Here is a 19,094-nt window from a genome sequence, read left to right as displayed (position 1 = left end):
TTCATTTGTTAAATGAGAGTAATATTTTTTTCAATATTTTTAACGTTGTAAAAATATTTACAACATATTCGCACGTTATATTCTATCTATCGCATCATCATAGGAGGATTGAGAGATTGTATAAAGATTGGAACCATCGCGCTTTTTCGCCTAATCAACGGATAATTGCCGACTTTATTCAGAAAAATGAGCAACGTGTGGTCTATATGACCGAACAAGAAATGGCAGACGAGCTGCATTTGAGCATTGCCTCCGTTTCACGGTTCTGGAAAGCTGCGGGGTATAAACATGCCAAAGATTTTAAAAACCGGCTCCGTTTCCGCTTTGAATCCACACCTTCTGTAAAAATGCGTGATGCCATGCAGCGATCAGACGATACCTCACTCCCTCAACTGCTGCTGGACAATTGTTCACATCATTTGCAAGAAACACGCCGCTATTTAAGTGACGATGTACTAAAGCGTGCAGTAGATGCAATATCAACAGCTCGGATTATTTATGTATACAGCCCTGGCCCTTGCGCCGGATTAGCCGAGCTAATGATCTATCGAATGGCGCGTTTTGGTCTTCAAATGAAAAAAATGGCCCCCAGCGGCCATGAGCTGCTAGAGACCTTAATGCATGCTGACAAACAAGATGTCTTGCTTGTCTTTGGATTTGTGCAAATACTGCCTGAGATTGAAGTCATACTGAACCATGCACGTGAAGTAAATTACCAAGTCATCCTGATCACAGATAGACTCGTCTACCCGCGATCGCAAGATGCAGATATCGTGCTTTATGCCGGGAGAGGTGAGGTTTGGGAGTTCCACTCCATGGTTGGCCCCACCTATATTATTGAGAATCTGATCCTTGGAGTGGGATTAGCAAACAGGGACAGTAGTCTAAGCAAGCTGGATAAATTGCAGCAATTGCGCGCGCAGTATGGGGGGAAGCTCCCGCGGAGTTAGGTTTAGATTTGACTGCAAGGTGAAGAAATATTTAATTCATTCCTAAAGCTTCTTTAATTTGTGGGATAGATAAACCGTTTGCTTTCATTTCTTTGATCCAAAGAATGCGCGCGACGGTTTCTTCTCTTTTATATCTGCGTGTTAAGTTCTCCTCTGCCTGTTCAAAGGGCAGCATGCCTTCTTCTGTGTAATGTTTGAGTGTACTATAACGAGCATTTGTGATTCTTACTAATTCCCCTATCGATACATATTCTGACGCCATAATATTCTCCATGGATCGTTGTCTAGACATTGATAACCAACTCCTTTACAGCGGGCGCTTCGGAATAAGACGCACACCTTGAATTGGCACTTTCATCATTACAAAATGTGGGATCGCATCGTAGAGCAAATTATCAATTTTAAGGGTCGCAATTGATCCTCTCTCCAGCACCTTAACTTCATGTCCATAGGACATTAATCTTGTAATAACTGCGTCTAACCTTTGATTAGAATTATCAAACCAAGACTCTGTTTCTATAAAGACAGCTCGTGATCGCTCTAGGGCAGGGAAGATAAGATTGAGACTACTGCCGATAAATGTCTTCGCAAACTTTGTCTTCAATGCTAAAAAACGTTTGATGCCTAACTCAATTCCCTGGCGGATTTGTATAGGAAACAATGCCTTTGCCCATAAGTTACTTTGGTATAGATCATGTAATTTGATATTCACCTGTTCTAATTCGTTCAGCGAGAAGAAATCTTGCATACATCCACTTTCACGAAGTAGCCATAGCATACAAATGACCTCATCCGTAACTGGGCCCTCTTCCAAAATCTCTGCCCGCATATTCTCTGTAATGCTCGTGTACGCCTCCATATTACTGCGATAGGCTCTAATTTCAACTTCAGCAGAATCAAAATACATGTCGCTCCCTATCAGGCTTGGTATATCTTCAAGCAAATTCATGGCTTGAAGATCATCTGAAATCGCGGTTTCGAACTTTTTTAATTGATGGTTAGACTTCCTCGAAGCCTTCTTTAACCACCAATTTAGGTCACCCTTCACCTCAGCACTATTATGAAGTAAGGATTGTAGAACAGTTTCTCTATAGAGTGTTGAATGAGATTGATCAAGTGCTTCCTTGTGCAAAGTTAACTTGTTCTCAGATTGTGTAAAACATCCCTCTAAGTAAAGCTCCAATATAACCGCTGCTGCCATGCAGCGCAAAGACACTTTCTTGACAGTAGTCATCTGAAGACTTCTCTGTGCATTAAGCGCAATCAATGAAAAACTTGGTACTAATTTAAGATCCATCATAACCATCCACCCCTATCCATTAATTCGTATTTACAGGATGATATTTATTCCGTATGGTGAGCGTTTGATTTACTTACTACTTACTACTTACTACTTATCACTTACAATACACCATCATTACAATAATTGTCAATGATCTGGAATAACGTAAAGAAAGCCCTGCCCTTAGCACCTGCATGAGCCAACAGATAGTTCTAAGCGCTATCCCAACAAAAAATAATCCGCAGCACAAACAAGCTCCTGTGATAATCACCGGAGCTTGTTCACGTTTAGGCTAAAACTTAGCCTAAAATTAGCGGATGCTCTTAGATACCGCTCAGGCCAGCAAGGTACGGGCTACCTGATCCACAATGTAATTGATACCTGTCGGTCCGTAGCAGCCGATCCATGTAGCGGCATCTACCGGGTATATATACGGCCGCTCATCGGAATCCAACATCCCTCGCACGCTTTGCTCTGTCGCAGATATCCCCTCCTGCATCATCTCATTACTAAGTAAAAAATAATGGCTGGCATGCACAGCCGGCAGTCTATCAACTGTAATATGATAAGCCGTGTCGGAAGTGTCTGCGACAAATAGAGGAGCTGGCAGACCAAGATCCCGGTACAGCACGGCACCTGTGCGATGGGAGGCAGTATGTACCCGTACCAGCGACTCACGCGGACGGATCAAGGCCACGCTCTGACCCGCCAGCGCCGTTGCAAGCTGCTCAGACAGCAATGCTGTTCGGCGCAGGTAATCCGCAATAATACGCTCCACCTCTGTCCGCTTGTCCGTCAATTCACCGAACAGGCTCAAAATCGTCTGCCAGCTCTCATTCCGTTGAAACATTAGGGTTGGCGCAATCCGGTTTAACCGTTCATAATGCTGGGCATGCACCTCAGTACAGACAATCAAATCCGGCCGCAGCCGTTCGACAGCTTGCAGGTCCGGGTACTCATAAGTTCCGAGCATTTCCGTTGTCTTAAGCCTTTCCCTGATATATTGAGGGAATTTTAACGCTGCACTGCCCGTTCCTACACTTCCTGCCGGGGATATCTCAAGCGCAAGCAAATGGTCTGCATATTGAACGTCGAGTACGGCGATACGCCTCGGAATAGCGGTGACGCAATATTCGCCTCGCATATGACAAATTACCGGGCCTTGCAGCGACTCGTACGATGAGGCCAGGCGATCCGGCAGCCCAGAATATGCTGAGAGAGCACCGATCCCTGAAGCGGCAGTGCGCCTGTAGATCTGCGGGGGAACTCCATGATATTTCTTAAATGCCCTGCTAAAGTAATACATGTCGCGATAGCCCGTTTTTTCTGCAATTTCGCCGATGGGAGCATCCGTATGACGCAACATCCGCTCGGCACTCTCCATCCGCAGCTGGATTACATATTCCATCGGTCCTAGTAACTTCTCCTGTTTGAATCGCCGCTGTAACTGTCTTGTACTGCATCCGGCAAGCGCTGCCAGCTCCTTAAGCTCCAGCTCCTGACGATAATGCCCCGCTATATAGGCAGCGACAACATCCACCATATCCGCCTCTGTGCCTTTCTGACCACATTCATACTCCATAATAAGCTCGTAAAGCATTCCTTGCAGTAGCGCATTCGCATGGAAACGCTCCAGCCCTTCGCCCCGGCTCCATTTGGCTTCGATTTGTTCCGCAGTCTGATGCAGTTCAGCCAGGAGCACAGGACGGTGAACAAATGAAGTTCGTAATGGGTGATTGCGCTGCGGAAACAGAACATGGGCAGCCCCCAACATTGGAAAAGCCTTGTACATAATAACGGTATAATGAATGGTTTCTGATCCAGCAGTCAAAGTAAATGCTGATCCCTTGACTGCGTGACAAGCGAAATAGGCCTGGATATGGCAAATTTCGCCATTCATCACAAGCCTACCTTCCCCGCCGCCTGCCAGCAGCAACACATTGGCTGTTAATCCGGTTTCGCTCATAACGCCGCCGGGTGGCAAAGTACCGCTGCGCACATCAAGCATCTTGATCGTTGTATCACTCCATAAACTTGCCTGTTCTTTGAGCGGCATTTCTCTCATCTCCTGACAATAGCATCCTCTGTTTAACGGGCGCACTGAATAGGATTACATGCTTTAGTGAAAGCGCGTCCGCAACATAAGTGAGTGCGTTGCTGTTGTCATTTTAATTGAGATTCATTCTCATTGTCAATTTTCGGACATTTTCCGCAATATTCCGCCGACATCCTGTAATAAAAACAGCAGGTGATACGCTTGTTTTTTGCAACCGGAGCCAGGTCATTGTTCTCTGTGAACCGGGTAAACGGATTGCGTCTTGCGCCGAACAATTGTCCGGGAGCTATCCGGGTCAGGAAGGCAAAATCGGCTTGCATTCGTTGCCTTTCTTGCCCAAATTCATCTGTTCCAGGAGAATACAACGGGGCAATGCGTACCATAATATTCTCCCAAAGTACTGCCATGGAGACGGGACCAATTGCAGCAAGCGTGTGCAGCATCGGCGCAAGACGTACCGCGAAAATTTCCTCTACGATCTCTTCTCGCCAGGCTTCCCTGTCTTCCGGTGCCGCCGTCGCTCGAAGCCCGTTCAGCGCAAGGAAAGGAAAACGCGTATCCCCTTTAAAAGCTGGGGAAGCCGGATGATAGAGGAAGCAGTTCTCCAGCGGGATGGAGACTTCCCGGTTATGAAGGGTCATAGCGGTCAGCATCGGTGCGATCCACAGATAACCGATCCGCTTGGCCAGCATGGAAGCGGCAACCTGCATATCAGGCGCACCGATATAACCCTTAAGCCAGCTTACATATTCGCGGCATGCAGCTTCTTCGTGCAAATGGCTAAGGGCAATTGTACGAACGTTGCCTTCAGGCGGTTCACCTACCCACAGACGGTATTCCTCCGCCATTTGTTTCCAGGTGGCCGACGACAGATAGTTGTCCATTTTAATGCGATCCCAACAGCGCTTCCGCGGTTTGATCTACAATAATGTTGAGGGCAATTGGCCCATAATAAGCGATCCATAGCGTTGAATTCACATTGTATACGCGGTTATTTTTAACGGCATCATGAGATTTCCAGACCGGACTGTTCGCCATTGCCTCTGCCTCTTTGGCAAACAATTCATCCGATAACAGGAAATAGTGATCTGCTCCGATATCAGCGATGGTCTCCATCGAAATTTCAACGGAGGTATCATCTTTGATCTCCTGAACGAATGCAGGGATATTCAATCCCAAATCCTCATAAAGAATGCTTCCGGTCCGATGTTCGGGACCGTGTACGCGAATACCTTCCGGTCTTGGGCGAATCAGAGCTACCGTTTCGTCACCCAGCTTCGCCGACAGCTGTTCCCGCAGTCCGACGATTTTGTCCTCGTAGGCTTGACGCACTACCTTCGCCTCCGCCTGCTTGCCCGTTATCATACCGATGGTAGCCGATGTATCCCGCCAATCTTCATAGAAGTCGAGTACTATTGTGGGCGCTATTTTACTGACGCTGTCATACACCTGCTCCTGAAAGTCGGTCATCAATATAAGATCCGGATTCATCGCTACAATAGCTTCAAGATTGGGCTCATCGCGTGTGCCCAGGACCTTCACATCACCCAATTGTTCACTTAAATATTCTGGAAACTTTGCATCTTTCGCTCCAGCTACAACGCTGCCTGCCGGATGCTCGCCTATCGCTAACAATTGATCGATGAATTTCACATCAAGCGCGGCGATGACCTTCGGCTTCTCAGTCAGCGTATATTCGCCCTTCATATGCGAGATGGTAACCGGGAAGGCTGCAGTCTGAGCCTGTGTCTCAGATGTAGGTGACGGCTCGGCTGAAGCAGATGGCAGTGCGGCAGTGCCCGCATTTGCTCCCCCTCCAGTACCGCAAGCCGTTAGCACAAGTACCAGCGCCATCATCCATATCATTAATAGTCCTGCTTTTTGGGCAGCATCTACCTTTCTACCGGTTGCTTGCCTCTTCTTTGTTCTTTTCATGCTGACTCCCCCTTATGTATGATAATGATTTTCATTATCAGATCAATAAAGCGAGTATAATCTATCTTCATACTCTATTTCCATGTACTTTTGCGACATTACAGCCGGATTAATGCGACATTGCACACCATAGGAACGACTCAGGAGAATCGTGACTGACTACAAAAATTCCACACAAGCACCCAATTCCCTAATTTCAACAAAATTTCTTTGCTCCAGCTCTGCAAATATGTCAACACAATCGATGGTAACATTGCTCAATTCAAGCTTTTCCTTCTCCAGAAACTGATCATCGAGCAATCTGGCTACTTCAGAAATGGTTCTCCCATTGCAGTCCCTGCTTCTTCCCAAATGAAAAAAGGTATCTTTGTATTACACAAAGATACCTTTTTTCATTAAAAGCTTACGGCTCAATCCCCCACACAAGCTGACCATTCATATACCCGGTGACCTGTTCATTGTTGATGAACTGACTGCTGGATGCCTTGAACGAATAATCATTAGCCTGGTTGTAATTGGACCAGTCGTTTTTGGAGAAACGGGTTTGAATTTCTGCGCTCTGACCTGGATTAAGTGTTCCAGCCGAACTCGTGAAACCAATTTCCAAAACATAATCGGCACTGGCAACAGGAGTCGCCAGCTTAACGAAATTTCCGGTTACATTCGCATTTCCGATGCTGGCCCAGTCGATCCAGAAACTCTGATCTTTCTCGCCATCAATCGTATAGTAATACCGGACCTTCACATCACTTAGTTGAATCGCTGAATCACCGGTATTGACAACTTTGATTTTGGGTGAAATCCCGTTGGTGGAGGCACTTGTGTTGCCATTAAAAGCTTGGACCGTCAAATCTCCAGTGGGTACTGGAACACTGCTATCCGCTACGTTCACTGTAAGAACAGCATTATTTCCTCCATTAAAATGAAAGGTTATGGTATTCTGTCCCAGCGGAAGCGTGGAAAGATAGGATTTTTTCAGAACAACAGCAGCGCTTGATGCCGTATAATCCTGACTCGCTAAAAGTGTGGAATTTCCATTTGTGATACTTGCAAGCTGGTGTCCATTTAAGGTAAGGACTACGGAAATATCCTGGGTTAGATTCGCCGCTTTATCAAATGCAGCGCTCACGGGCGCAATGGATGCGCTTGGCGTGGAATCGACAATTTTCACTTTTAACACGGGATCTTGTCCTTTATTAAAATCAAAGATGATCGAATGCTCGCCAACCGGCAGTGTCGCCAGAAATGCTTTTTTGAGCAGCAGCGTATTTCCACTCAAGGTATAATTCTGAGTCTCTATTAATGTATTTGCGCCTGCCCGGAGAGCGGTTAACGTATTGCCGTTTGAATTCACGGTGATGGCTTTGTCATTCTCATTGGAGGCATTTTTATCAAATTCGACGTTCGCAGGTGTGATAGACGCACTTGGAATTGGATTGTTAACCTTCAAATCAGGCAGCTCATCGAGCGTGATTACATAATTGCTTTGGTACAGCGTTGTTAAGGTGGCCGGATAATTAAAGGCGGAACTCATGAGATGCTCACCATACCACGGTAAGAAATAGAGCCAGCCCGATTTTTCCTCTGTCAGATTCTGAACGCTTGGAACGGTGTCGTTCTCCGTCATGGCTACCATTTTCTTACCGCCGGTTAAATCAACAAGCTGATAGAAAATCGAGGTAATCGCGTCCTCATTGGGAACACCAGACAAACCGTCATAGCGGTTATAGATCGTGTTGTATTTATCATAGCCTACAATATCCACCTGATCATCGCCGGGATACCATGCGGGAGAAGTGCTGTAGACATAGCTGTTGTAGGTCCAGATCAAATTGTGCAGACCGTACGTTTCTGTAAGTTCAGTATAGAGCAGATCCCACAACTGCTTGTATACCTCCGAGCCTGCCGAAGCCCACCAGAACCATGCACCTTCTCCATTCAATCCGCCGTTGCCCTCCGCCTCATGGAAGGGTCTGAAGATAACCGGCACATTGTTATTTTGCAGAATCTGCAGTTGCTCCGCCAAATCCCCAATGGCCAGTTGTACATATTGGTATTCTTTCGTACCTGGAACTACCGCATTGGCTGTATTAAAATTGGTTTCTGTCGGCTTGTAGGTGGCTTTCTTCCAATCTACAAATTCCCCGAGCTGATAGGCGGTGAAATCTCGGGGCACAGTGATATGCCAGCTGTTTGTCGCGATCCCGCCCCGGTTATTCACCCAATCGATCATCCGGGCGGTCGTACCATCCTCCCAGCCGTAAAGCGGATTGTAATTCATCAGATCAAATCCGCGGATCGCCGGATACTTTCCCGTTAAATTGTGAATCCAATCAAACTCCAGCTCGGAATTGCCGTCATTTCCGCCTCCGTAAATCTCCTGCTGGCCGGAGATCATATGATTGCCGTAAACCTCCGTTAAATAATTCATCAGAAGCTGAGTTTCCGGAGTCGCTTGAGTATCGCTGAGGACAGGTTGCACATCCAGGGGATCAAGATCGGCATAATCCACAGTGAAGGTATCAAAATAAGCGAAACCCCAGCCAGCCTTCAGTTGAATAGTGTTGCTGCCTTGATTCAGCTTGTGATAGCCAAAATCGAAATTCGACCATGTGGTCGTATAGGGCAGCATATACGACCCTTTCGTAACGCCGTTAACGGCTAAAGATTGAAGCCTGCCGTCAGCACTGAGCTCCTGCATATAACGTGTGGAGATCGTATACATGCCGGTTTCTGGGACAGTCACTGTGAAGGAAATTGTACCGGAATTCTGCATCCAGACAAATCCGCTTCCAGAGTATCCGGGTTTGGGCTGTCCGTAAATTTGGGTCGTCACTTGAAGATCGGAGGTGAGCTGAGCGTTTTCGCTTTCAATTGTGAAAAGTGCGTTGTCTGCATGAACGGGCGGCGCTGTCATCAATCCAAGTAGCAGAGTAAATGCCAGCATCATTGTGATTGCCTTCTTGAGCAAATTTTTCATTTCCACCTTTCCTCCCTATGTTAAATATGGTAAATAAAAGTTCAATATACCATCTCTTGGATGCGCTTTCATAGATAAGATAGCATATATTCCATATTTTGTAAATCTACCTAATCGAGAAAATTTCCACATGCAAAAAAAACTCCCACCAATATTTATTAGGAGGAGTTAAATAACATTGATTCACGCGAACATCCCATCAATGACAAGTCAAATATCCCATACGGAGGGAAATTCGCTTGCTTATTTATTTATTTATTTGTTTGTTTGTTTACTTAAATGCCTTAACTTCAAGCGTACCAAGGCTTCTTACAACTTAAAGTTTCGGAGCGGCTTTCCGTACCGTACCAAAACATGCCATAAGAGTTTTAATTCTTGAAGTACTTCTTTTTCGGTTCCTCGGTCCCGCCATGCTGCAGGATCATGCTTTAAGTGCATAGCAGCAGATCCAATCATGCTCGTATCGATATAACCGTGATGAGCAATACGCTTAGCCAAGGAGGGCATCGTAGGCCCTCTAAAATCCGAAGGCACTTCGTCTACCCACATCGCGAATCCCATGTGCCAATAGAGTTGGATGGCATACTGTAAACATATTTGCTCCAGGACTTGCCCTGTTGGAGTACCCTTGAATGAAGGATCGGCTACTAAGATTTCCACATCTTCCTTTAGACGGATGTTTCCATGAACTTGCGCTTCAATATAGTGGTTAAGATTACGTTTAGCTTCACATTTTGAAGAGTCTGAAAACGGCATTGTGAGGTTGTCCCGAAGATGGTCAACTAATTTTTGTGATCGAAGATCTTTTTCCCCTAGAGCGGAATCTCTTAAGAAAATCTCCTCTAGTAATGCCGCCATCATATCATCAAATTCTGCATATGTCCCTTTCTGTACAGGGTTTTGATGCGAATCCATATAGGTGTATGTACTGCGATAAGAAACCTCAGGGGACAGGAGGAAATAGCAGGAGCCAAAGCGCGGAGCTGGCCCATCCGAATGAAGCATCAAATCAAGAGCGCCATATTTAGGGCGTTCGCTATTCGAAGCACCCTCTTGTTGGTATGCCCCTCCAAATAGTCTTTCCTCCCACAAATCACGTGGACCGCCAGAATAGGCTGATACACTACCACTGGATAACAAGGTCTCAAATTGGCTCTTGTACACGCCTTGCTCCAATAGCGCCTCTGCAACACTTTTCTTTACCGGATCTAGTCGATCTGGATGGAAATGTAGAGCAATCTTCGCCTGTGACTTTATTTTGACCACAGCATCTTCAAACTCTTCCCGATCCACATTAGACATTTGAAGAATTTCATGGATAGTCTGAACTGCTTCACTTTTTCGAGTTCGCGCGTAATTCGTAACATATTCTAAAGCCGATAATTGTGACTCCGATAGTTCCTCAGTGAACTGAGACTCTCTTATTTTATTGGCATTTGCATCGCCTTTCCACTCCATTGCTTATTCACTCCTTTCTAGACCCAGTCCATAAGAAAAGAGACTTGAGTTCTCCTCTCACTGTATCAAACGCTTCTTCACTTGAAACTTCATATCCTTACAATCGCGGAATCCGATAACTTTACGTGGATCTGGAATGATATAAATTCAAAATAGTAATCAACTCGATTTGCTCGTAAGGTGCTGTCAAATAGGGACTCAAAACAAATACCATTCAGTTAACCGTCAGTGTCACAACCACTCAACCATTATTAGAGCGTCTCAGCCAATTTCTGAATCTTTGAGTGGGAAATTAAATATACATTGCCTATAATGTCGATTTTGCTGCCCTTCACACGTACAGCACCATCTTTGTCTGCCGCCACATAAATATCCATTTTATTCGATAAAGGGAAACGCTCCTCAATCATCGCGGTGTTATCATGATCAAAATGAGCTTCAAAAGAAAAGTGATTAAGAGCCATACCTTCACAAACAGTGCATTCATCCACATATTCATCAGACATGTTCATCCCACCAGCACTTGTTCCCATTACAACAGCATTGCTTTTTTTAATCAAATCCGATAATTCATATTCCGTCAAAAGGTGCTTTTGGTTCCGAGCGGTTCCACCACATAAAAAAACGACAGAGGCGTTTTGAATTAATCGCTGGGCATCTTCCTTCTGCGTGCGGTCATCAATGAAATGATATTCATCAAAATAAATGTTAGCCTGATTAAACCATGTCCTTTCAAAAACACTATCAATATTAACTTGTTCATCACTAAAATCAGACGATTCAGCGCTAATCATAACCAGCGATTTTCTGTCTGTTATATCCTCATGCAACACATTGACTAACTTCTCAGAAAAACCCTTATCATAAAACCAATCCAAGTAATAGTGAGTTTTCATCCGTAATTACCTCCATATGTAATATTTAAATTATCCATTATGTTTATCAAAATCCATAGTGCCAAGCAAGAGAAATTATCTTCATTCCTTTTATACCATGGATATCGTACCATATAATGGAATTCAATAAATCTTACAAATTGATTAAAACAAAAAAATGCCAGCATCATTAGTACCTTCGGTGAATAGCAAAAAGACTTACTCGAGGTATCGATCCCTTCAAGTAAGTCTTTATTTCTAAAGTTATAAAGATACTAGTCCCTTAAACGAAAACATACTCCCCATCACCAATCCGAATCGTCTTCCCTTTCAGCTCTAACGAATCCGTTTCAAAAACCACCTGCTTGAATTGGTTCTCGTCTCCTTGCACGAAAGCAAATGATCTATCGCCAATCTTAAGGCTGAAGGTATCATCCTCTGACTTCGTAACAGGCAGTCCGAATATGGTTCCCCAATGGTTGGCTGCAGCTTCAGGATCGGAGACATGAAATACAGCACGGACGATTTCGACTTCTCCCGCAGGATGAGGCTTAATGACTCCAGATGATGTTAATCTTTCCACTCGCTCTGTATCCGTTCCGCTCCATTGAATGATGAACGGATAGACCAGTCCCCCAAAGTCACCAGCAATGGTCATCATCCGCCACTCTATTAATCTGCCCTCGTTATCTAGTCGCTTACCATCGATAATTGGAGATAATGATAAGCCTGCTGCTTTCAGGGAAGCCGCTACTTCTTCAATATCATCCGTCCGGATGACTACTCTACTTAGAACTTCATGTTCTGGTAAAAGTTCAACTGCATCTTTCACCACTAGATTATGTTCAGTTGCCTTTGCCAGCTCAAGATTCTCAATGCCCAGAAACTCGAGATAGGTTAGCCCAAAGTAACTTAAGGCATTATAGGTTCCCCAATCTTTATGAGATCCTCCTTTAAAAGCAACCAATCCATGAGCTCCAAAGATCTCAACCGGTTTGGCCAAATCATTGACATAGTGAACTAAATGATCCCATTTCATCGTTGTCATGATTACTTCACTCCCAGCTCAGTAGTACGTTTTACGGCTGCCAGAACACTTCTTTGCAGGCCCGCTGCGAAATCACTGTTGTTTAATTCGTACAAGCCATGCATGCCGACACCGCCAGGTGAATTATTAATATCCAGCAGCTGTCGTGGATGCAGCCCTGTCTGTTGCAGCATTGCTACCGATCCCATCAGATTCTCCAATGCAACCTTCCAGGCTTGCTCACGCGGCAGTCCGGCAAGTACACCTGCATCCACGAGAGATTCAATGAAATAATAGATATAGTTAGGACCCGCCACACCAAATCCAGTGAAAACATCCATTAACGCCTCATCCAGATATTGTACTTTTCCAAAGCCAAGTAAAAAATGCTCCACTTGATCACGAGTAGCATAAGCATTTAACGCTACACCACTATAGCCATATCCTGTATCGGTTAAAGTATTGGGGATAACCCGGATAATGGACCGTTCAGCTCCAAAATACCCAGCTAATTGATCATTTGTCACACCCGCCACAATCGATACGATTGCGGCAGAAGCTGTAGCGAATTGTTGTACGTTTTGACCAAGTGTAGTTAAATCATCCTGTGGGCGAACTGCCACTACAATCACATCTGCTGTAGACAGGTTATGCTCTTGCGAACTCTCCGTATCCACACCGTATTTGGTATTCAAAAACTGCAGACGCGCTTCATTAATATCCGATACACTAATTTGATTTACAGACAAGGTGTTATTCGCTATACATGCGCGGATGATCGCTTCCGCCATCTGTCCGCCACCAATAAAATGAATCTTTTCTTTGGTCACTCCGTTCACTTCCTTAATTAATTGTTGTCCCAAGCTTCAGGTAGAATGAAACCATCATATTTTTCTAATCCAAGAATATATTCTTCAAACTCTTTGGATTCATAAGCAGCTTTCAAATCTTTAGCCCACTGAGAATTTTCATCCTTTTTATTAACCGATACGATAATTCTGTGTTCCATAGGTGTGTTTTCTATTTTCAAAGCATCCGTAATCTTTCTGTCCGAATTGGCAATATAATTACCGTTTACAACGCCATAATCAACATCTTGAAGGGAGACAAGGATTTGAGCGGGGTCCAGTATTTTAATATCAATATTATATTTATCCGGTTCCATACTATTAATATTGAAATCCGCTACGCCCGCCCCTTCTTTAATTTTGACCCAACCCAATTCTTCCAGAATACGTAGTGCACGCTCTTGGTTTACCGGATCGTTCGGAACAGCTACGGTTGTACCGTCTTTAACATCGTCTAGCGTGGTATGATTTACAGAATAAAGACCTTGTGGAGCACCTGGAACATAAGCAATTCCGACCATATCTGCATTGATTTCTTCGTTAATGGCCTCCATATAGGCTGTACTTTGGAATATACTTGCGTCAATGGAGCCTTCTTTCATTGCTGGATTGACCTGCATATTTTGCGAGAAGGTTTTAATGTCAACGGAATACCCTTGTTTCTCTAAAATCGGTAGAATCGATTGGCGGAATTGTTCCTCATAGGTTCCAACACCAAATCCAACGGTAAGCTTTTTCTTATCTCCAGAATCCCCCGCCTCTTTATTGCCACAAGCCGTCAACACTGCAAGAACACCTATCATCATCACTAACATTAACTTTTTCATACTTACTTCCCCTATTCCAATATAGATTTTTTAAATTGTGCCAACGCCTCATCCGTCACATTGAGTGGGATTGCGCAGTTTGGAGATAGAATAAACGGCTGGTCTTTCATTAACTTTAATGCATCTTCAGCCTGCTGCTTGATTTGGGCAATATCGTTTACCGCAAACAACCCATGATCGACTCCCCCCACTTTAGTAGCTTTGAGATTTGCCTCTAACCCTGGATTCCCCTCGGCTATCGTATCCCAACTGATCCCATCAATCCGATAATCGTTGAACTTCTCAGGCTGGGCGTAAGCTCCACAAGTATGAAGAATGTTTTTTCCATAGCTTGCTGCTTCTAACACAATAGAATCATAAGGTCTGGACAGCTCATCAAACATTGCTTCATCAAATAATCCTGGGTGAGCTGTGCCCGTCACTGCGTAGAACAAACCGTCAGAGCCCGCTTGCTGTAACTCTTGTACATAATCGGCTAAAGTTAAGGAAATCGCATGTAGCGCATGGTGTGCTGCCGCTCGATGTTCTTTAAACAAGGATTCCAAAGTTACCGGGTGCTCAATACCAAACACCGTTTTAGTAACGTAAGCAGAACGTCCTACAATAAATAGCAGCACTGTTAATGGTGAAAATACCGTCTGGATTAGTGGGGTATCTGGTAACCCTTGGCGAATTTTTCTAACCGCATCTAAATGCTCTGCCAAAGGGGCTGACTGGACTGCCTTTTTAACATCGATATCCCACAGACTAGCCGCTGTTGGAATAGCCGTCGTTTGCTGTCTCGGAAATACGGTCTGATAATCCGTAAAATCGTATTGATTCCCCCAAGCTTCCGCCAGATAAGTCGCTCTTGGATTAATCTTGACCCAATCCCAATCATATTTTTTCGTAAAAGAAATCGTAGTTTCTGCTAAATCATCCGCAGTTTGTTCTTTGTCGATAAAATGGCGCCAACCACTTCCGATTGGACGATCCGCCCGTTCTCCTGATAATAATGCGTTAAAACGATCTTGCTTACTCCATTCACTCATCTGTCGAGTCCCTCCCAGAATATGTAGTAACTAGTAACGGCGAATTTTTCTTGCTAGCGTGTTGCCTAAAGATTGAATCCCTTGCACTAAAATAATGAGGATAATCACGGTGGCTACTACGACAACAGTGTCAAAGCGTTGGTATCCATATACGATCGCCAAGTCTCCCACGCCGCCTCCCCCTACCGTTCCAGCCATTGCAGTTGCACCTATCAGACCAATCGTCGCTGTTGTAAGAGACAGGATTAAGGATCCAACCGCCTCTGGCAATAAAAAGTACCAAATGACTTGAAAAGGAGTGGCTCCCATCGCCTCAGCGGCTTCAAGGATTCCCGGATTCACTTCAAGCAGTGAGTTCTCTACCAACCGCCCTATATAAGGTGCGATATAGATAATCAAGGGTACGATCGCTGCGCTTGTCCCAATTGAAGTATGAACAATCAATCGTGTGAAAGGCACAATCGCAACCAGTAAAATAATAAAAGGCAATGAGCGAATGATGTTGATAATCGGATTTAGTACGGCGTAAAGCGCTTTGTTCTCCAAAACCCCACCCGGACGAGTGATGACAAGCAATATCCCAAATGGGATCCCAATCAGGGAGCCAACAAACAAGGAGAACCCTACCATTTGAATGGTTTCTATAATCGCCTGCAGAAATTGATCACCTGTTACTGTGGTCGAAAACATTAGATTCTACCTCCTCTACACCGACTCCATTTCTTGTTAAGAAAGATAATGCATTGTTAATCTCTGCTGCCTCACCATCGAATTGAATGATCACTGTTCCCAGTGTTGTTTCTTGAATTTCCGTCGTATTCGCAAATAAAATATTGACCTTTATATCGCAGGAGCGAATCATTTCAAACAGGATAGGCTCGGAGGCACTTGCTCCCACAAAATTAAGCTTGTACAGCTGACTTCCGGGTTCTGTTTTGATAGATTTCCGCACGCTAGAGGTCATGCTATTTTGAATAACCGTCTTCACGAAATTTTGCGTGGTCAGATGTTTTGGACTTCCGAATACATCTAGAACGCTTCCTTGCTCAATAATCCGGCCTTCTTCCATGACCGCTACCTTGTTACAAATCTCTTGAATCACGGACATTTCATGTGTAATGATCATCACGGTAATGTTGTATTCAGCATTGATTTTTTTTAATAGCTGTAAGATAGAATGTGTGGTCTGTGGATCTAAGGCAGAGGTCGCTTCGTCACATAAAAGGATAGACGGATTCGAGGCAAGCGCTCTGGCAATCCCGACACGTTGCTTCTGACCACCTGATAACTCACTCGGGTAACTCCCCGCTTTGTCACTTAATCCAACAAACTCTAGCAGCTCCATTACCCGTTGGCGGATTTCATTTTTATTCTTTTTTAGGAGAACTAGAGGGATCGCCACATTATCAAAAACTTTTTTAGATTCTAATAGATTAAAATGTTGAAAAATCATTCCGATATTTTTCTTAGCGGTACGCAACTCTTTATCGTTGTATGTTCCCAAATCACGTCCAGCGACCATAACTTGTCCTTTGGTGGGTCTTTCCAAATAATTGACTAAACGAATTAATGTACTTTTCCCAGCACCGCTATAGCCGATAACCCCAAATATATCGCCTTTTTCGACCTTTAAATCAATCCCTTTAAGAGCATCAATAGTGGTCCCTTTCCGAGTGAACGATTTGTAAACATTCTTTAATTCAATCATTTCCATTCCCCTCAATCATATATAGGATTAAGCTTCCTCTTGCTGCTTCACCAGCGCTTGTTCTGCCAATAAAGCGAAATACTTAGCAGCTGGTAATATCGCAGCTTCATCAACATCGAAACGAGGGTGATGTAAGGGATAGGCTGGACCTGATCCTATATTCACAAAAGCACCCGGTATCTGTTGTAAATAAAAAGAGAAATCTTCTCCACCCATCTGTGGAGGAATATCATGTACTTCATAGCCGAAATCTGAGGCGATCTTTTTGGTAAAGTCCGCCCATTCCCCATGATTTATCGTTGCGGGTGGACCTGGATACCAATGTAACTGTGCCTCTGCCCCAGCTCCCGCAGCAATCCCTTCGATAAGACGAGTCATTTGTATCGGAATATTGCGGCGAATCTCTTCATTGTAAGTTCTTACTGTACCTTCTAATTCGACTTTTTCCGGCAATACATTCCATGTGAAGCCTCCATTAATTCGGGTAACACTTAACACTACTGGTTCCGTGGTGCTGTTTTGACGACTTACGATGGTTTGTAGAGCGGTAATGATTTGAGCCGCAGTTACAATCGTATCCACACCTTTTTCAGGATAAGCAGCATGAGCGCCGACACCTTTTATTGTAATTTCAAACCGGTCAACACCGGCTGTTAAAGCTCCTGTTCTTGTTCCAAAAGCTCCTGTAGGCAAGTCAGGTGAATTATGGAGACCAAATATAGCCGCCACATCCTGGAGTCCTCCCGAGGCTAAGACACTTTCCGCCCCATGCCCTGTTTCTTCCGCGGGTTGAAACAATACTCTAACCTTTCCAGGTAATTCACTTTCACGAGCCTTTAATAATAATGCAGCACCTAAAATAGTAGCCGTGTGAAAATCGTGACCACAGGCATGCATCTTTCCTGGGATCTCTGAGGCAAAGGACAATTCAGTTTGTTCCTCTATGGGAAGTGCATCAATATCACAACGAATGGCCACTATGGGTCCGTGACCCTGCCCGATCTCTGCGATGAGTCCTGTTTGTAAAGGCAAGTCAAGGATGTGAATATTGGCTTGGGTCAGCCATTCCCGTAATTTTGTTGTGGTTTTAAACTCTTCATACGCTAATTCAGGCTCACGATGCAGGTTTCTGCGAACCTCTATTAATTGATTAGCTAAAGCTTGCTCAACCTCATTTAGTGGTTTCATAGCTGATGTACTCCCCTTTCGTTATGCTTCCAGCTTTTCTTCAATCCCTTTGATGCGATCAAGCGCAGTCGATAGACTGCTTAAAATATGATCTTGCATGGCTTTTTCAGCACCATCTTCATTTTTAGCAGCGATCATTTGTAAAATAAGATCATGTTCTTCATCCGCTTGTGTGTTCCAATCCCCATGCATAGAGACGAATCGACAATAACGAAGCGAATGATCTCTTAATTGATTCAGAACCTTCTCGAAGGTTTTAAGTTCACTGATTTCTGATAAATAATCATGGAACTCAAATCCATAAGTAACAAAATTCTGATTATCACCAAGCTGGAACGAGTGTTTCATTTTTGTAATCATCGTCGTTAAGTTAACAATATCTTTCTCTGTGGCATGCTTAGCTGCACTTCTTGCAATATAGCCTTCAAGCATGCTGCGAATAAGAAATATTTCTTCAACCTCTTTACGGGTTACTGAAGCTACCCGCAGTCTTCCATTTGGCTGTCGAACCAGAAAATCCTCGTTCTCCAGTCTCTGTATCGCCTCTCTTAGAGGTGTGCGGCTGACTCCGAGCAAGGCCGCCAAATTTTCTTCATTTACAGGTTGATTCGGTTCAAACTCGCTATCAATAATTTTTTGTTTTAATTCATAGTAGGTATTATCCTTTGATAACCTTCGTGATCGTATCGCCATTTCTATACTGCTCCTCATCGATAATCTATGGGGTCCGAACCCCAATAATATATTTGTATAATTGTATACAATTATTAGTTAAGGATTGATTAGTTAGTTACATTCCCTTCCATACCGTTCAAGCTTTTTTATACTATATTCCAATTATTCCACCTAGTCAAGTAGGAATTAAAAATCAATCTAATCCCCTCTTTTCAACACAAAAAAACCCTACAACCAACAAGGGTCGTAGAGCT

At 44.1% G+C, this 19,094-nt stretch carries 17 protein-coding genes; 1 reads left to right on the top strand and 16 read right to left on the bottom strand.

All coding sequences use genetic code 11. From position 1 onward, the window contains the following. The first annotated feature begins 116 nt into the window (after window positions 1-116). On the top strand, window positions 117-950 hold the full coding sequence (locus NST45_RS08550; protein ID WP_036688639.1) for a MurR/RpiR family transcriptional regulator: 834 nt from the start codon (window positions 117-119) through the stop codon (window positions 948-950). Window positions 951-981: 31 nt separating this feature from the next. Here NST45_RS08550 and NST45_RS08545 read toward each other — a convergent pair whose 3' ends face one another. The 16 genes from NST45_RS08545 to NST45_RS08470 form a co-directional block, all read right to left on the bottom strand. Continuing rightward, window positions 982-1,242: a helix-turn-helix domain-containing protein gene (locus NST45_RS08545; RefSeq protein ID WP_036688642.1), complete on the bottom strand. Its 261-nt coding sequence runs from the start codon at window positions 1,240-1,242 to the stop codon at window positions 982-984. Window positions 1,243-1,257: 15 nt separating this feature from the next. Continuing rightward, entirely contained in the window at window positions 1,258-2,250 is a 993-nt protein-coding gene (locus tag NST45_RS08540; RefSeq protein WP_036688643.1) for a hypothetical protein, read from the bottom strand. Window positions 2,251-2,566: 316 nt separating this feature from the next. Beyond that, window positions 2,567-4,288, bottom strand: coding sequence for a helix-turn-helix domain-containing protein (locus NST45_RS08535; protein WP_036688645.1), 1,722 nt, complete (start codon window positions 4,286-4,288; stop codon window positions 2,567-2,569). Between the two features lie 107 nt (window positions 4,289-4,395). Next, entirely contained in the window at window positions 4,396-5,136 is a 741-nt protein-coding gene (locus NST45_RS08530) for an IucA/IucC family C-terminal-domain containing protein (protein WP_235219565.1), read from the bottom strand. Window positions 5,137-5,173: 37 nt separating this feature from the next. After that, window positions 5,174-6,223 (bottom strand): iron-siderophore ABC transporter substrate-binding protein, encoded by a 1,050-nt coding sequence (locus tag NST45_RS08525; RefSeq protein ID WP_036688650.1) that lies wholly within the window; start codon window positions 6,221-6,223, stop codon window positions 5,174-5,176. Window positions 6,224-6,626: 403 nt separating this feature from the next. Continuing rightward, window positions 6,627-9,203 (bottom strand): glycosyl hydrolase, encoded by a 2,577-nt coding sequence (locus NST45_RS08520; protein WP_036688653.1) that lies wholly within the window; start codon window positions 9,201-9,203, stop codon window positions 6,627-6,629. Window positions 9,204-9,512: 309 nt separating this feature from the next. Beyond that, on the bottom strand, window positions 9,513-10,661 hold the full coding sequence (locus tag NST45_RS08515; protein WP_076141009.1) for a DUF3626 domain-containing protein: 1,149 nt from the start codon (window positions 10,659-10,661) through the stop codon (window positions 9,513-9,515). A gap of 251 nt (window positions 10,662-10,912) precedes the next feature. After that, window positions 10,913-11,557, bottom strand: a complete 645-nt coding sequence (locus NST45_RS08510; protein WP_036688655.1) for a Type 1 glutamine amidotransferase-like domain-containing protein — start codon at window positions 11,555-11,557, stop codon at window positions 10,913-10,915. A gap of 262 nt (window positions 11,558-11,819) precedes the next feature. Continuing rightward, window positions 11,820-12,584, bottom strand: a complete 765-nt coding sequence (locus NST45_RS08505; RefSeq protein ID WP_076141010.1) for a VOC family protein — start codon at window positions 12,582-12,584, stop codon at window positions 11,820-11,822. 2 nt (window positions 12,585-12,586) lie between these two features. Further along, a complete protein-coding gene (proC, locus tag NST45_RS08500; RefSeq protein WP_076141011.1) occupies window positions 12,587-13,393 on the bottom strand; it encodes a pyrroline-5-carboxylate reductase in 807 nt (268 codons plus the stop codon). A 17-nt stretch (window positions 13,394-13,410) separates the two neighbouring features. Next, window positions 13,411-14,238, bottom strand: coding sequence for a MetQ/NlpA family ABC transporter substrate-binding protein (locus NST45_RS08495; protein WP_076141012.1), 828 nt, complete (start codon window positions 14,236-14,238; stop codon window positions 13,411-13,413). A gap of 11 nt (window positions 14,239-14,249) precedes the next feature. After that, the gene (locus NST45_RS08490) at window positions 14,250-15,269 is read right to left on the bottom strand and encodes a uroporphyrinogen decarboxylase family protein (protein WP_036688667.1); all 1,020 of its coding nucleotides are present in this window, start codon (window positions 15,267-15,269) and stop codon (window positions 14,250-14,252) included. Window positions 15,270-15,299: 30 nt separating this feature from the next. Then, entirely contained in the window at window positions 15,300-15,959 is a 660-nt protein-coding gene (locus NST45_RS08485) for a methionine ABC transporter permease (RefSeq protein ID WP_036688669.1), read from the bottom strand. Continuing rightward, window positions 15,934-16,977, bottom strand: coding sequence for a methionine ABC transporter ATP-binding protein (locus NST45_RS08480; RefSeq protein WP_036688670.1), 1,044 nt, complete (start codon window positions 16,975-16,977; stop codon window positions 15,934-15,936). Before NST45_RS08480 ends, NST45_RS08485 begins: the two co-directional genes overlap by 26 nt. Window positions 16,978-17,004: 27 nt before the next feature. Continuing rightward, window positions 17,005-18,165: an amidohydrolase gene (locus NST45_RS08475; RefSeq protein ID WP_076141013.1), complete on the bottom strand. Its 1,161-nt coding sequence runs from the start codon at window positions 18,163-18,165 to the stop codon at window positions 17,005-17,007. 21 nt (window positions 18,166-18,186) lie between these two features. Then, on the bottom strand, window positions 18,187-18,858 hold the full coding sequence (locus tag NST45_RS08470) for a GntR family transcriptional regulator (RefSeq protein WP_036688673.1): 672 nt from the start codon (window positions 18,856-18,858) through the stop codon (window positions 18,187-18,189). Window positions 18,859-19,094: the final 236 nt, after the last annotated feature.

This window comes from Paenibacillus sp. FSL R7-0163, assembly GCF_037969975.1.
In the GTDB taxonomy this organism is placed as follows: Bacteria; Bacillota; Bacilli; order Paenibacillales; family Paenibacillaceae; genus Paenibacillus_AQ; species Paenibacillus_AQ odorifer.
This window is presented reverse-complemented; position numbering and strand designations above follow the sequence as displayed.